This is a genomic window from Gordonia sp. CPCC 206044, from assembly GCF_048537895.1.
Classification (GTDB): Bacteria; Actinomycetota; Actinomycetes; order Mycobacteriales; family Mycobacteriaceae; genus Gordonia.
Genome location: NZ_JBCLVL010000012.1, coordinates 99,241 through 114,028, shown reverse-complemented (window position 1 = coordinate 114,028; position 14,788 = coordinate 99,241). Strand labels below are relative to the sequence as shown.

Sequence of the window (14,788 nt, the reverse complement as noted above, 5' to 3'; positions counted from 1 at the left end):
CACCGCCGGTCACAGCACCGTCGCGGCCAGGCCGATCACGACCGGCACGATCCCCAGACAGACGAAGGCGGGCAGGAAACACAGTCCGAGCGGACCGCTGATGGCCACACCTGCGCGTTCGGCGGCCGCCACCGCGTCGTCGTGCGCTCGCCGCCGAGTGCCGTCGGCCAACTCGGAGAGTCCTTGCGACAGTGATGAACCCGAGCGCGCCGATCGTCGCGCGAGCGTCGCGAGCGCATCGAACCGCTCGACCTCTGCGCGGGCAGGCCGGCGGCCTCCCGAACCGGTGTCGTCGGCGAATCGTCGCCACGCGCGTTCGGGATCCGCACCGAGCGACAGCAACTCGGCGGTCGATCGGAGCGGCCGGGCCAGGCCCGGTGGCGCGGTGTGGGCAACGATATCTGCCGCGGCACCGGTCGGTAGCCCGGCTCGTAGACACACGGCGAACAGGTCGAACGAGGCCGCGACCGCGAACGGGTCGTCGCGCACACCACCGCGCCGCCATCGGCGTTCCGTATCATCCGGCGGGACAACCGTGTCGGCGATGCGCTGCAACGTCCACGCGGGGCCGGGCCAACACCACATCGCCGCAGCGACCAGCAACAACGCACACAGCGTCGGCCCACTCATGGCTGCGCCGCGCGACCGGTGATCCGCTCCGCCCAGACCAGTCCCGCAATCGACAACCCGGTCCCGGCGACCAGGAGAACGCCGCCGAGCCCGGTGTCCGTCAACACACCGAGGGGATGGGCTCCCATGGCCTCGCCCAGCAGGATGCCCAGCACCGGCAGGCCGGCCAGAACAGCGGCCGTTGCGCGAGGACCCGCGAGGCCGGCGCGTGTCCGGTCGGCGAACTGACGTCGGGCAAGCAGGTCGGCCCGCACCGATTCGAGCAGTTCCCCCAACGGCAGACCGTGACGTTCCGCGGACTGCCAGGCGACCCCGATGCGGTGGGCAACCGGCCCGTCGTCGGCGGCGGTCAGTACTTCGCCACCCAGTTCGGCACGTCCGGCCATCGTCGAGAGTTCCGCAGCGACCGGAGAATCCGCGCGCTGCGCGGCGAGCTCGCGGGCCGCCGATCCCGCCGCACGCGCGGGCGGGGCGCCGACGGACAGTTCGGCGATCAACACCGCGAGCGCGAGCAGCAGATCGCGGTCCCTACGGTCGTCGACCTCACGCCGGGCAGTTGCACGCCACCGCCAGCCGAGGGTCGCCGCGACCATGGCGGTCGCCGCCGCCGACGGCGCTCCGATCATCACCAGAGCGGCCACCGGTGCCGCCCACAGCCCGACGACGCGCATCGAGAGGTGACGCGAACGCGTCCGGTGACCGCCCAGTACCGCGAGCCGGTACTCGGCGCGCGTGGTCGGCCACCAGGTGAGGGCGACCGCCAGCGACATCAACACCGCACTCACTGCGCGCCCCGCTGCCGCAGCAGGAGTTCGAAGTCGCCCATCGCATCGGTGAACCCGGTGCTGCGCAACCACAGGGGACGGACTCCGACAAGCCCGTCGAGACCGCGGACCACCAGACCGATCTCCACCAGTCCGCGAGCACCGCCGGGAGTCCGCGCGACGCCGAGAACCAGATGCACAGCGGCCGAAAGCTGACTGTGCAGGGCGGCCCGGTCCATGCCGCCGAGCGCGGCCAAGGCCTCCATCCGGGCCGGCACCTCCATCGGCGAGTTCGCATGAACCGTGCCTGCGCATCCCTCGTGCCCGGTGTTGAGGGCGGTCAGCAGGTCGATCACCTCTGCGCCCCGCACCTCGCCGACCACGATCCGGTCCGGCCTCATCCGCAATGCCTGGCGCACAAGCGCCCGGACCGGGACTTCCCCGACGCCCTCGACGTTCGGCGAGCGGGCCACCAACCGCACCACATGCGGGTGTGGCGGATCGAGTTCCAGCGCATCCTCGACGATGAGAATCCGCTCGCTCGCCGCCATCTCGCCGATCAGGGAGCCGATCAATGTCGTCTTTCCCGATCCGGTTCCGCCGGTGACGAGGAACGCCAACCGTGCTCGGAGCATGGCCTGCAACAGATCCACGATCTCCGCCGGAATCGTGCCCAGTGCCACCAACTCGTCGAAATCCCTGGTGGCCGTGCGTAGTACACGCAGTGAGATGCAGGTGCCGTCGGTGGCCACGGGTGGGATGATCGCGTGCAGCCGCACGGTGAGGCCACGCTTGCCGAGATCGGCGAGTTGGCCGTCCACCCACGGTGCAGCGTCGTCGAGACGCTTGCCCGCCCCGGCCGCCAGCCGTCCGGCGAGTCGCCGCACCGACGCCTCGTCCTCGAACCGGATCTCGGTCGGCTCCAAGCCGTTCCCACGGTCCACCCACACCCGTTTCGCTCCCACGACGAGGATGTCTGCGATGTCGGGTTCCGCGAGCAGGTGCTCGAGCCGCCCCGCACCGACGAGCTCGGTCTGCAGGAAGCGCAAGGCGGCCAGCACATCCGTGTCGCCGAGCATGCCACGCGATTCGGCCCGGATGGCGTCTGCGATGACCTCGGCCGTGGGCTCCGACGCCGAAGCGGCCAGACGATCCCGCACTCGGTCGAGCAGAACCTCCTGGTCGGCGGCGGTCATCCGACGCGCCCCGGGCCATCGCCGAGACGGCGCCCGACGGCCCGCGCCGCGCGGCGCAGACCGCTGCGCGCGGACATCGGCAGCCGCCCGGAATCCATGCGCGTCGGCAGACCCGGATCGGATCGATAGCCGACGATCAGTGGAGCGCCGACCGCAGCTGCGATCTCGGTACACCGCAGCCCGCTCGGCGCCGGACCACGCACGGCGACGCCACCGGTCGCCGCATGTCCGGATACCCAGGTGTGCACCGTGCGCGACGCAGCGACACCGGAAACGGTTGCCGTGGTGACGATCACGACGAGATCGACGGAATCGAGGACGGCATCGGCGACCGCCCCGGTGGCGCGGGGCAGGTCCACCACGACGATGTCGCCGTGGACGCGTCCGGCGTCCATCGTCGCGAGCACCGCGTCCACACCGATCCGTCGTGCACCGTCGCGACGGGGAGCGAGCACCGACAATCGGTCGTGGACATGCGGCAACGCGCTGTGCAACGTGTCCCCGCGGACCGCGCCACCCTCCAACGTCAGGTCTTGCCAACGCAATCCGCCGGTGTTCTCGATCCCGAGCGCGAGGTCGATGCCCGCACCGAATTCGTCGACGTCGAGGAGCAGGACCCGACCGGCGCGGTCGGCGCACTCCAGGGCCACCGCCGCGGCGAGCGTGGTGGCCCCGGCGCCACCGTGTCCACCCACCACCGCGACCGCACCGGCGGGATTGCGCTGCGGCGCACGAAAGTCGGTGAGGATACCGACGAGTCGCGCCTCGTCGTCGGGTAGCGCGACCACGTGTTCGGCGCCGAGGTCGACCGCCGACCTCCAGATGGCCGTGGGCGGTTCGGCATCGGTGATCACCACGACCCCGTCGCGGCGCGGCGGGCGTAGGTCGCGCAGGAGCTCGAGCGCATGGAGGTCCACGGCGACGGCGTCGGACCGCAACCATTCCCGTCGACACCGCGCGGGCTCCGCGGTCACCAACCGGTAGCCGGCGGCCGCGGCGCATCGGGCGACGTCGTCGTGGCGACCGGGGCCCACGAGCGCGAGGAGTTCGTCTGTCACGGTCACATCGTGACTGCGTCCACCGTCACGAATGCACCGTCACCACACCGTCATCGAGATCTGGGGATGGATCCACCACTTGTGGACAGCGACCTGCGCGTCACCCGGTGAACGGAGGTACGACCTCACAGGGCACGGTCACCGGATGCTGCGGATCGAGTGCGTTGAGCACCATGTGAGCCGCCCTTCGCGAACCCGCGATCGCCAGGTGATCGCTGTAATCCTGTGCGCACGAGTCCTGTACGACGATATTGCGTACGTGCTGACCGCGCCCCCCTCGAACCTGTCCACTCGTGTACGGGAGCACGAGCTCGTCATACCGGGTGGAGATGTTCGTGTAGTCGATACCGGGGACGTAGGGACTGCCACCGCGCCACAGGAGTTCGTTCATCGCACTGCCCCCGGTCATCTGGGTGCAGGCGGCACAGATCGGCAGGTCGGCACCGCCGAGCAGCGCCTTGCTGATCGGGAGGATGGGCGAACCGTCTAGGGTGCCCCGCCACAGCGGCGCGAGGGAGACGTACTTCGAGACCTTCTGCGCGCCGCCGAGGTATTTCACGTAGTACGTGGGCATGTAGGTGCCCTGCGAGTGCCCGACGATGTCGACCTTCTCGGCGCCGGTGGCCGCGAGCACGCGGTCGACGAAGCGGGACAGTTGCGCCGCACTGGATTCGATGCGGCCCATACCGCCGATCGCGGACACCGGCCATGGCGCGCCGGGCAATGCCCCATAGGTCAATGCGAAGACGCAGTACCCACGGTTGGCGAGCATCGGCACATACGCACCCCAGTTGGTCTGCTGCGAGCCGCCCGTGCCGTGCACGAGGACCACCGGACGCGGATGTTGCGCAGTCGGTTTGCAGGAGAAGTCGTTCGACCCGGGCAGAGATCCGCCCGGGTGGGTGAGTTCGCCCGGGATTCCCGAGAAGAAACCGTAGGTCTCGGGCAACGGTTGTGGCGCGCCCTGGGCGGTTCCGGCTCCGACGAACGCGACCAGGCATGCAACCAGGACGGCGGTCACCCCGCCGACGAATCCGATCCGTCGACTCCCGACGACTGACATTGCAGACCTCCCCTGCGCTCGGTATCCGATACGTCCGCACGGAACCTAGCAAGTGCTTGGTCAAGCGTCCCAGTTTTCGACAAACTGTGCCCGAGCCGCAGGCAGAGCGAGGATTTCGGCGACAAAACGCCTGTAGACAGAGGACGACCCCGGCCAGGGGGGGGAGGAGGCCGGGGTCATCGCGTTTCAGCCCCGGGGGGTCGGGCTGAAAGGCACCGGTCTAAACCGGTTACTGGCGACTATACACAGCGCTCTCAAAGCTTCGCAACCACATGAAAGAGGGTCGGCAGGTCACGTTTTCATATCGCTGCCTGCACTTTCAGGCTGCAATGACGTTGCATCGGAGCCTACACCAAGGTCCGCCCAGGCCGTAGTCTGACTGCGTGACCCACACCTCACCGGAGGACGTCTCGACACTTCCGTCGGCCTCCCCGCGGTCGGATCGGCCCACACGTGTCGCCGCATTCTTCGATCTCGACAAGACCGTCATCGCCAAATCCAGCGCCCTCGTCTTCTCGCGTCCGTTCTTCGACGAAGGGCTCGTCAACCGCCGGGCAGTGCTCAAGTCGACCTACGCCCAATTCCTGTTCCTGCTGACCGCCGCCGACCACGACCAGGTCGAGAACCTGCGACGGCACATCACCGACATGTGTCGCGGCTGGGACGTCGAGCAGGTGCGCGGCATCGTCAACGAGACGCTGCGCGACATCGTCAATCCCCTGGTCTTCTCCGAGGCCGCCGAGCTGATCGCCGGCCATCGCGCCCGCGGTCACGACGTGGTCCTGATCTCCGCGTCCGGTCTCGAGATGGTCGAACCGATCGGCGAGCTGCTCGGCGTCGACCACGTGGAGGCGAGCGTCATGAAGGTCGCCGACGGCCGCTACACCGGTGAGATGGAGTTCTACTGCTACGGCGAGAACAAGGCCGCAGCGATGACGGCTCTGGCCGAGACCCACGGCTACGACCTCACCGAGAGCCACGCGTACTCCGATTCGATCACCGATCTGCCGATGCTCTCGGCCGTCGGCCACCCGGTGGCGGTGAACCCGGACCGACAACTGCGCAAGCACGCCGTGGCACAGGGATGGCCGGTGCTGAGTTTCCATCGGCCGGTGCCGCTGCGCGAGCGGATCCCCACACCGTCGGCACGGATGGCGGCGGCACTGGCGCTGGGGGCGGGAGCCGCAGCGGCAGGCGGAATGGGCGTGTACTCGCTGCTGAGTCGTCGAAATCGGCCATCACGCGGCTGATCGGAACTCCACGGACCCCACGACGCAGGCCGACAAATGTTGGCACAAGAGACCCTTGATGTGACCGCGGTCACGGTGTACAAAAGGGGTTACGGAATCTCGGAAGGCAACGTCCGATCCGGAAGAGAAGGAACGGACCCCCACGCCGAGCACTTCCCAGCACGGGCGGCAAGCACCCACGCGGAGCGCGCCGCAATAAGGCAAAAGCGTTGTGCGCCTGCGACATCGTAGGTCGGCACGGAACGATCCGGTGGAGACACACGGGCCGTAGACGGAGAACCCGAGGAGTTCTCAGTCGAGCCGGACGAATCGATCCGATCAACAACGAACCATTGTTTGTTCGCGAGACGGAACGAATCGATCCGAACACGCTCGATACGACTGCACGGCACCGACATTCGATACTGTGTCACACCGAGGAGAACCGACCGGCAGACGGTCCCTCGCCGAGGCGATCCCCACAACCCACCAAGCACGCTTGGTAACTTGAGTCCGTGCTTCGCGGGCGGCAACCCGACCAGCAATGGTCGAGGGGCCGCCCGCAGTACTGTGTCCGGACGCTCGAAATTGCTTGCGCCCGTGTCAGATTCAGCCGGCCCGCGCCGCATCCGCGATCGAGCGGGCCTCGGCGGCACCCGCCTCGAGCGCCTCACAGCACAGCAGGATCCAGTCCCGGACGCCGTCGGCGGCGCCCGTGCCGAACTGCGTGGACAGCGCACGGTAGTCGTCGACGCGGCGCAGCCACGTCACCTCCGGCACGCCGAGATTGTGCGGGTCGAGTCCGGACGCCGCGCACACCAGCCGCGAGGCCGCACGGGCCACCACCCCGTTGGCGGACCCGAACGCCTCGAGCGCGAGCAGTTCTCCGTGCACCACCGCCGCCAGCACGGGCGCAGGCACCGATGTCGCACCGGTGATCAGCTGACCGAGGAGATCCAGACGTCCGGCCACCCCGGGCCTCGCGCTCGGTCGGCCCAGTGTGTCGGGATCGGTCACCAGATCGGCGGCGGCCAGCATGTGCAGCCGGGCGAAGGCCTGCGCGGGTGCCCGGCGGAACACCCCGGTGAGTTGCTCCAGAGAATCGCCGTCGAGAGCCTGGGCCACCCGCATCGCGCCGGCCAGGATCGGATCGTCGTAGTCGCCGTCGCGACGCAACTCCACACTTCCACCGTCGATCGCCGCCGAGGATCGTCCGGCACGCCACGACGCCTCCGTCGCGGTCTTGTCCCAACCACGCAGGTTCGCGGGATGTCGGTGCACGGCACTCAGGGCGTCGCGCGCCCGGTCGGCGGCATCGGCGACACCGGGTAGATCGAGCAGCGGCGCCAGTGGATCGTCGGTCACGTCCTCCCACGATAATGACCCGACCATCGGTACATGTGGTCGGTGAGGGTTTCGCCGCTCGTCGCGGCTGGGCAACCATTCGCCGCGGATACGCGGTGGCCGGGCGGACCGGCACCTGCAACGAGCTTCCAACGTGACTACCCTCACAATGTGTAACCGGCCTGACCATGCGTCACGCCGCTTGTCCGTCGATCGTGAAAGGCACTGCTGACCGATGTCTCCCGCCACCACCCCGTCTGCACCAGCCCAGGGTTTCCCGCCGTCGGAAGAGTTCGTCGCGCAGGCCAATGCCGGTGCCGAGTTGTATGACCGTGCCGCTGCCGATCGTCTGGAGTTCTGGGCCGAACAGGCTCGGCGTCTGGAGTGGGAGACCGATTTCGACCAGGTGTTGGATTGGTCGGATGCGCCGTTCGCGAAGTGGTTCGTCGGCGGCAAGCTCAATGTGGCGGTGAACTGTGTGGATCGCCATGTGGCCGCCGGTAAGGGTGATCGGGTGGCGATCCACTGGGTCGGTGAGCCCGGCGATTCGCGGGACATCACCTATCGCGAGTTGTTGGCGGAGGTGTCGCGTGCGGCCAATTATTTCGCCTCGATCGGGCTGCAGGCCGGGGATCGGGTGGCGATCTACATGCCGATGGTGCCCGAGGCACTGATCTCGATGCTGGCGTGTGCCCGCCTCGGGTTGACCCATTCGGTGGTGTTCGCCGGGTTCTCGGCCGGCGCGCTGCGGTCACGGGTCGACGACGCGCAGGCCAAGCTGGTCATCACCACCGACGGCCAGTACCGTCGCGGCAAGCCGGCACCGCTGAAGGCTGCCGTCGACGAGGCGCTCGGTACCGGCGCCGATGCCGCACAGTCGGTGCAGAAGGTGTTGGTGGTCAACCGCACCAACGCCTTCGACGATCTCAACTGGGTGCCGGACCGCGACGTGTGGTGGGACGACACCGTCGCCGAACAGTCCGACGTCCACGAACCCGAGGCCTTCGATGCCGAGCACCCACTGTTCCTGCTCTACACCTCGGGAACGACCGGAAAGCCCAAGGGCATCGTGCATTCCTCCGGTGGTTACCTCACGCAGACGTCGTACACCTTCCACTACGTGTTCGACCACAAGGAGGGCTCGGATGTCTTCTGGTGCGGCGCCGACATCGGGTGGGTGACCGGCCACTCCTATCTTGTCTACGGGCCGCTGTCCAACGGTGCCACCGAGGTCGTCTACGAGGGCACCCCCAACTCGCCAAACGAACACCGCCACTTCGAGGTCATCGAGAAGTACGGCGTCACCATCTATTACATCGCCCCCACGTTGATCCGCACCTTCATGAAATGGGGCCGCGAGATCCCCGACGCCCACGACCTGTCCTCGCTGCGCCTGCTCGGCAGCGTCGGCGAGCCGATCAACCCCGAGGCATGGAAGTGGTATCGCGAGGTCATCGGTTCGGGCACCGCACCCATCGTCGACACCTGGTGGCAGACCGAAACCGGATCGATCATGATCTCCCCGCTACCCGGGGTCACCGTGGCAAAGCCCGGTTCGGCGATGACACCGCTGCCCGGCATCTCCGCGAACATCGTCGACGACCAGGGCAAACCCGTCGGCGCAGGCGAACAGGGCTACCTCGTCCTCGACCAACCGTGGCCGTCGATGCTGCGCGGTATCTGGGGCGACGAGGACCGTTTCCGCGAAACCTACTGGTCCCGATTCGCCGAACAGGGCTGGTATTTCGCCGGTGACGGCGCCCGCTACGACGACGACCACGCCCTGTGGGTCCTCGGCCGCGTCGACGACGTCATGAACATCTCCGGACACCGCATCTCCACCGCCGAGGTCGAGTCCGCACTCGTCGGTCACTCCGGTGTCGCCGAGGCCGCCGTCATCGGCGCCGCCGACGAGACCACCGGCCAGGGCATCGTCGCCTTCGTCATCCTGCGCGAAGGCGTCACCGACACCGGCGAACAACTCATCGCCGAACTGCGCCAACAGGTCTCGGTCGAGATCTCACCGATCGCCAAACCCCGCGAGATCAACGTCGTCCCCGAGCTGCCCAAGACCCGCTCCGGCAAGATCATGCGCCGCCTCCTCAAAGACGTCGCAGAAGGACGCGAACTCGGCGACACCTCCACCCTCGTCGACCCCTCGGTCTTCGAAGCCATCCGCGCACGCAAGGCCTGACCACCAGCCGAGTGGGTGCCGTCGCCGGCCGACCGGGCGCGAGTCCGTGTCGACCGGAATCGGCACCCACTCGGCCGGTGCGGGACCCGCCCGGCGGGTGGCCACCGCCCACTGGGGGTCGGGCATGGCAACATAGGCTCTCGACACCGAGCTACGGAGGATGCTGTGAGCCGCAACGAGCACGGCCAACCCGAACACGGCACGGGATCGGTCCCGTCGATTCCGCTGTCGGATCCGAATCTCGGCCGGGACGGCGAGCCGACCATCGGCAATCTGGTGAAGGACGCCACGGCGAGTGTCTCCACCCTGTTCCGGTCCGAGGTCGCTCTGGCCAAGGCCGAGATCGTCGGGGAGGCGAAGAAGGCCGGTGCCGGTACCGGCATGCTGATCGTCGCGGGCGTGATGGCGCTCTACTCGAGTTTCTTCTTTTTCTTCTTCCTCGCCGAACTGCTCGACTCCTGGCTGCCGCGGTGGTTGGCCTTCCTGATCGTGTTCGCGATCCTGGTGGTCCTCACCATCGCCGTCGCCATCGGCGGATACGTGCTGTTCCGCAAGGTACGTGGGCCCAAGAAGACGATCGCGAGCGTCCAGGAGGTGCGCACCGTGCTGCCCGGCAGCCATTCGACCGGTGGCGCGTCGTCGGCGGGCGCATCGGGCTCCGATCACCCGGAAATCCCCCGGGCGCGCGATCCGCGTCGAGGCTGAGCCGAGCCTTGGCGGCACCGCCTGACCCCTCGAGCGTCCGGATACCCGGGGCATGGCACCACTTCGACGTCCGCGCCAACGGGATGCGGTTTCACGCGGTCGAGGCGGACGGGCGGTGGCATGGCGACCGCCCACTCGTTCTGCTCCTGCACGGTTTCGGCGAGTTCTGGTGGAGCTGGCGTCATCAGGTCACGGCGCTGGCCGAGGCCGGGTTCCGTGCGGTGGCCGTCGATCTCCGCGGTTACGGCGACACCGACAAACCGCCGCGCGGCTACGACGGTTGGACACTCGCGGGCGACACCAACGGCCTGGTCCGCGCGCTCGGCCACACCGACGCGACGCTGGTCGGCCACGCCGACGGTGGGTTGGTGTGCTGGGCGACCGCCACGCTGCACCCGCGGGTGGTGTCGCGGATCGCGGTCGTCGCCTCGCCACATCCCCGGGCCTTACGACACGAGGTGCTCCGCGACCGGGCACAGCGATCGGCATTCCTCGGCGGGTTTCTGCACAATCAGTTGCCACGCATCGGTGAGCGCCGACTGACGCGCCGCGACGGCGCCTTCATCGAAGAGTTCTTCGCCGAGCGCGCCGCTCCCGACTGGCAGCTGACCGAGGACTATGCCGACACCGTCCGCCGCAATCGGTCCGCCATCCAGATCCCCTATGTCGCCCACAGCAGCCTGGAGTACCGGCGTTGGGCGTTCCGGTCCCAGTTCCGGCCCGACGGTGCGCGCTTCATGGAGTTGATGAACCAGCGACTGCACATCCCGGTCCTCGCCCTGCGAGGTCGCGAAGACCCGTTCATCCTCGATCACCTGATGGCCGCGAGCCATCGCTGGGCCGCGCACATGGACTATCACCAGATCGACGGCAGCGGTCATTTCGCACACCAGGAACGGCCGGATGACGTGACCGCGCGGCTCGTCGAACTGTTGGCCACCGACCTCGTCTGACCATCGCCGATCAGGCGTGTACGCACGCCTCGGTGCTGACCCGCGAGGACCGACCTTCCGAGTCGGCCAGATTCGGTTGAACCTGCTTGGCGGTCAACACGAATCCGGTCTGGTCGGTCGTGTCCTCGGCGGCACCGAAGACCACACCGAGCACCTCGCCGTCGGCGTTGATCATCGGACCGCCGGAGTTGCCCTGCCGGATCGAACCCCGGACGGTGTACACCTGCCGCAGGATCTGTCCGGTCCGGTAGATGTCCTGGCCCGACAGGTTGATCACCTCACGAACACGAACCGCGGTCGCCGAGAACGGTCCGGCCTCGGGGTATCCGAGCACCACCGCGTCCTGTCCGGTGTCGGCCTGTCCGTCGGCGAATCTCAGTGCCGGGGCGTCCAATCCGGGCACGTCCAGGACAGCGATGTCGTTGGACGGGTCGAACAGCACGACCCGTGCGGTGAGGCTCTGACCGTCGGGCGAGGACACCACGAGCTGACGGGTGCCGGCCACCACGTGGGCATTGGTCATGACCCGTTCCGGCGACACGACGAACCCGCTGCCCTCGAGCGCCTGCCGACAACTCGGTGCGGTGCCCTCGATCTTCATCACGCTCGACTCGACCTGTTGCACCACCGGCAGTTGCAGCACCGCGGTGTCCGGCGGCCCGACGTCGGTGATCGGAGTGCGACCGAACGGGCCGATCACCTCCGGAAGCCCCGAGTTGTCGAGCAGCGCACTGAAATCCTTGGGCAGGTCGCGTAGCCACTGCGGCGCCACCTTGTCGACGCCGCCGAGCACCGCCGAGCCGCGGACCGCGGACGCGACCTGAGTCTCGGTGGCGCTGCTCAGCGGGATCGCGAGCAGCCACGCGGCCGACAGGACCGCGATCACCTGCAGCGCCGACCCAATGACGCTGTCCACCCGTCGCACCCCGGCCGACCGGATACCGCTGCGCGCGGCACGTCCCAGGATCATGCCCGAGACCTCGCCGACGACGATCAGACCGACCAGCAGCACCACACCGATCAGCAACCGCGCCGTGCGGTCGTCGAAGTTCGAGATGAGGTGCGGTGCGAGCAGGATTCCGGCGACGGCACCGAGGATGACGCCGAGGAACGCCAGCGCGGAGGCCACCGCACCCTGCCGGAAGCCGCTCGCGGCGGCCAGCACCGCGACGACCACGACGATCAGATCCACCCAGGCGGACCCGCTCACCGACGATGATCCTGACGCCGGTCACGCTCCTCGATCGGTGCGCGGATGGCCTCGGGGAGCACCGACGCGACACCGATCTGCTGATTGCTGCCCGCGGCCTCGATGGCTTCTTCCAGCGGCCGGACGTCCGCCTTGTCCCAGTCGATCTCCCACCCGGCGGCCTCGCCCATCGCGGCGATGATGCCGGCGGTGAAGCCCCAGACGAACAGACCGTCGACCATGAAGGCGGGCCCGCGGTAGGCGTTCGCCCCCAGCACGTTTCGCTGGACCTGGAATCGGTTGGCCGGGTCGAACAGGGTACGCAGCGACACCCGCGCCACACGCGCGGTCTCACCGGTGTCGACCACCCGTACGGCTCCCGGTCGGCGCCAATGCGCGAGGACCGGCGTGACGTCGAAACCCGACACCGGCACCGGGAACGACGGCAGATTCGCGAGCACGTCGACGCCCTCGACCTCGAGACCGGTTTCCTCGGTCGCCTCACGCAGGGCGGTGCCGACCGGATACTCGTCGCCGGGATCCATCGCGCCACCCGGAAAGGCCACCTGGCCGCTGTGCTGACGCAATGTGGGTGCGCGTTCGGTCAGCAGGATGTCCGCGTCGGCGGGCAACCCGCCGGGATGATCGAGCGCCGCATCCCAACTGCCCGCGATCAACACCAGCACGGCTGCGTCGCGCTTGCGCCTGCCCAGCATCGACGCCCATCGGGTACGGTCCCCGCCCCTGTTGAGCACGGCTTCACGCACGGCCTCGACGTCGTCGGTCAGGGTGCGCATCCACGGCGGGATGTGTGCGGTGGGAACCAGCGGTCCCGGGGTCACCGCAGGCAGGTCGTCACGGCCCTCGTCGGTCATGTCGCGACCCCCAGATACTGCTGAACGGCCGCGGCGACCTCGTCCGGGTCGTCGAAGATCTGCGGGAGCACCTTGGCGACGGTGCCGTCGGCGCGGACCAGAATCGTCGACGGGAAGACGCGCGGCGCGCCGAGCGCACCTGCGACTTTCGCATCGGTGTCGAGGACCACCGGCAAACGAACTCCGTTCTCGATGAGGAACTGCAGCACCAGGTACGGATTCCGGGCGCCCTCCTGAGCGTGCACGGCCACCACGTCGAGCTTGTCACCGGCCCGCTCGGCGTACGCGGCCATCTCCGGCAGTTCATGCCGACAGGGCAGACACCAGACTGCCCACATGTTGATCACCAGGGGCTTACCGGCAGTGGCGGCACCGATGTCGTAAGCGCTGCCATCGGAGAGACACGGGACGGTGATCCCCGCCAACGCCGACTGCGGGGACACGGGCGCACCGGTCGTCGGGCACGCAGGCAGATCCGCTTCCTGACGGGCCTTGGCCAACTGGGCATCGTCGACCTGCGCATCGGTGGCCCGTGGACCGGTCGCGGTGACACCGTCATCGGCGCCGCTGGGGGCCGGGTCGTCGCCGCGCGGCCAGATCGCCACCACCATCGCGATGATCACGACGATGAAGACGAGCGTCCAGCGGGCGGTGGCCGGAAATCTGCTGTGCCGACGGTGCGGCGGCTGCGGGGGGTCGGAGCCGGCGTCGGGTGGACTGGAGCCGGCACTGGTCGGGGTGGGATTCACTTCGTCGGGAGTCCTGCCAATTCCAGGAGATGGTCGGTCTCGGGCCCCTTCACCAACTTCGCCGCCTCCGCCTTGTCCATCGGCCCGGTGCCCACCGACGGGCAGTCCTTGGCCAGGACGCAGACACCGCACGCCGGCTTACGGGCGTGACAGACACGGCGACCGTGGAAGATCACGCGATGCGACAGGTCGGTCCATTCCTTGCGTTCGATGAGTTCGCCGACCGCGTGCTCGATCTTCACCGGGTCCGTCTCGTCGGTCCACTTCCAGCGTTGGACAAGACGTGAGAAATGCGTGTCGACCGTGATGCCAGGCACACCGAAAGCGTTGCCGAGCACCACATTGGCCGTCTTGCGCCCGAATCCGGGCAATGTCACGAGTTCCTTCAGTGTGTGGGGTACCTCACCGTCGAACCGCTCCACCAGCGCCTGTCCGAGGCCGATGATCGAGGTCGCCTTGTTCCGGTAGAAGCCCGTCGAACGGATCATCTCCTCGAGCTCGACTCGGTTGGCCCCCGCGTAGGAAGCGGCGGTCGGGTACTTCGCGAACAATGCCGGGGTCACCTGGTTGACGCGCACGTCGGTGCACTGCGCGGACAGGATCGTCGCCACCGACAGCTCGAGCGGTGTGGTGAAGTCCAACTCGCAGTACACATGCGGGAATGCCACCTGCAGCGAACGGTTCATCCGTCGGGCGCGACGGACCAGACCGAGGTGGGTCTCGCCGGCCCGGTCACGACGAGAACGGGCCCTCGACGCGGGAGGCTGGATCTCCGTGGACTTACGTGCGCTCACCTGATTCAGGTTAGCCAGATGTCGTCGGGAAGTGCCGCCGGTGTC

Annotated in this window: 14 protein-coding genes; 4 read left to right on the top strand and 10 right to left on the bottom strand. The window is 68.2% G+C overall.

The window, feature by feature from the left end; translation table 11 throughout:
- Positions 1-9: 9 nt before the first annotated feature.
- The 5 genes from AAFP35_RS18965 to AAFP35_RS18945 form a co-directional block, all read right to left on the bottom strand.
- Positions 10-630: a type II secretion system F family protein gene (locus AAFP35_RS18965; RefSeq protein ID WP_419223189.1), complete on the bottom strand. Its 621-nt coding sequence runs from the start codon at positions 628-630 to the stop codon at positions 10-12.
- The gene (locus AAFP35_RS18960; protein ID WP_419223188.1) at positions 627-1,415 is read right to left on the bottom strand and encodes a type II secretion system F family protein; all 789 of its coding nucleotides are present in this window, start codon (positions 1,413-1,415) and stop codon (positions 627-629) included. Before AAFP35_RS18960 ends, AAFP35_RS18965 begins: the two co-directional genes overlap by 4 nt.
- Positions 1,412-2,590 (bottom strand): TadA family conjugal transfer-associated ATPase, encoded by a 1,179-nt coding sequence (locus AAFP35_RS18955; protein WP_419223187.1) that lies wholly within the window; start codon positions 2,588-2,590, stop codon positions 1,412-1,414. Before AAFP35_RS18955 ends, AAFP35_RS18960 begins: the two co-directional genes overlap by 4 nt.
- Complete coding sequence (gene ssd / locus AAFP35_RS18950) at positions 2,587-3,648, bottom strand: septum site-determining protein Ssd (RefSeq protein ID WP_419223186.1); 1,062 nt, start codon at positions 3,646-3,648, stop codon at positions 2,587-2,589. Before ssd ends, AAFP35_RS18955 begins: the two co-directional genes overlap by 4 nt.
- A gap of 100 nt (positions 3,649-3,748) precedes the next feature.
- Positions 3,749-4,711, bottom strand: a complete 963-nt coding sequence (locus tag AAFP35_RS18945; protein ID WP_419223185.1) for an esterase/lipase family protein — start codon at positions 4,709-4,711, stop codon at positions 3,749-3,751.
- A 383-nt stretch (positions 4,712-5,094) separates the two neighbouring features.
- Here AAFP35_RS18945 and AAFP35_RS18940 point away from each other — a divergent pair, with 383 nt between their 5' ends.
- Positions 5,095-5,961: an HAD family hydrolase gene (locus tag AAFP35_RS18940; RefSeq protein ID WP_419223184.1), complete on the top strand. Its 867-nt coding sequence runs from the start codon at positions 5,095-5,097 to the stop codon at positions 5,959-5,961.
- A gap of 588 nt (positions 5,962-6,549) precedes the next feature.
- Here the strand turns inward: AAFP35_RS18940 and AAFP35_RS18935 are convergent.
- Complete coding sequence (locus AAFP35_RS18935; protein WP_419223183.1) at positions 6,550-7,305, bottom strand: oxidoreductase; 756 nt, start codon at positions 7,303-7,305, stop codon at positions 6,550-6,552.
- Between the two features lie 214 nt (positions 7,306-7,519).
- Here AAFP35_RS18935 and acs point away from each other — a divergent pair, with 214 nt between their 5' ends.
- The 3 genes from acs (at position 7,520) to AAFP35_RS18920 (ending at position 11,136) form a co-directional block, all read left to right on the top strand.
- Complete coding sequence (gene acs, locus AAFP35_RS18930) at positions 7,520-9,478, top strand: acetate--CoA ligase (RefSeq protein WP_419223182.1); 1,959 nt, start codon at positions 7,520-7,522, stop codon at positions 9,476-9,478.
- 165 nt (positions 9,479-9,643) lie between these two features.
- On the top strand, positions 9,644-10,183 hold the full coding sequence (locus AAFP35_RS18925; RefSeq protein WP_419223181.1) for a phage holin family protein: 540 nt from the start codon (positions 9,644-9,646) through the stop codon (positions 10,181-10,183).
- Between the two features lie 8 nt (positions 10,184-10,191).
- A complete protein-coding gene (locus tag AAFP35_RS18920; RefSeq protein WP_419223180.1) occupies positions 10,192-11,136 on the top strand; it encodes an alpha/beta fold hydrolase in 945 nt (314 codons plus the stop codon).
- A 10-nt stretch (positions 11,137-11,146) separates the two neighbouring features.
- Here the strand turns inward: AAFP35_RS18920 and AAFP35_RS18915 are convergent, their stop codons facing one another.
- From AAFP35_RS18915 to nth, 4 genes are read right to left on the bottom strand one after another with little or no spacing between them, the layout of a single operon-like run.
- On the bottom strand, positions 11,147-12,346 hold the full coding sequence (locus AAFP35_RS18915; RefSeq protein WP_419223179.1) for a MarP family serine protease: 1,200 nt from the start codon (positions 12,344-12,346) through the stop codon (positions 11,147-11,149).
- Positions 12,343-13,200 (bottom strand): NUDIX hydrolase, encoded by an 858-nt coding sequence (locus AAFP35_RS18910; protein ID WP_419223178.1) that lies wholly within the window; start codon positions 13,198-13,200, stop codon positions 12,343-12,345. The genes AAFP35_RS18915 and AAFP35_RS18910 overlap by 4 nt, the downstream gene beginning before the upstream one ends.
- Positions 13,197-13,949 (bottom strand): redoxin family protein, encoded by a 753-nt coding sequence (locus AAFP35_RS18905; RefSeq protein WP_419223177.1) that lies wholly within the window; start codon positions 13,947-13,949, stop codon positions 13,197-13,199. The genes AAFP35_RS18910 and AAFP35_RS18905 overlap by 4 nt, the downstream gene beginning before the upstream one ends.
- Positions 13,946-14,743: an endonuclease III gene (gene nth / locus AAFP35_RS18900; protein ID WP_419223176.1), complete on the bottom strand. Its 798-nt coding sequence runs from the start codon at positions 14,741-14,743 to the stop codon at positions 13,946-13,948. The genes AAFP35_RS18905 and nth overlap by 4 nt, the downstream gene beginning before the upstream one ends.
- Positions 14,744-14,788 lie beyond the last annotated feature (45 nt).

Coding starts and splice junctions, on each gene's coding strand:
- acs (WP_419223182.1), top strand. CDS start 7,520: ATGTCTCCCGCCACCACCCCGTCTGCACCAGCCCAGGGTTTCCCGCCG.
- AAFP35_RS18910 (WP_419223178.1), bottom strand. CDS start 13,200: ATGACCGACGAGGGCCGTGACGACCTGCCTGCGGTGACCCCGGGACCG.
- AAFP35_RS18945 (WP_419223185.1), bottom strand. CDS start 4,711: ATGTCAGTCGTCGGGAGTCGACGGATCGGATTCGTCGGCGGGGTGACC.
- AAFP35_RS18955 (WP_419223187.1), bottom strand. CDS start 2,590: ATGACCGCCGCCGACCAGGAGGTTCTGCTCGACCGAGTGCGGGATCGT.
- AAFP35_RS18965 (WP_419223189.1), bottom strand. CDS start 630: ATGAGTGGGCCGACGCTGTGTGCGTTGTTGCTGGTCGCTGCGGCGATG.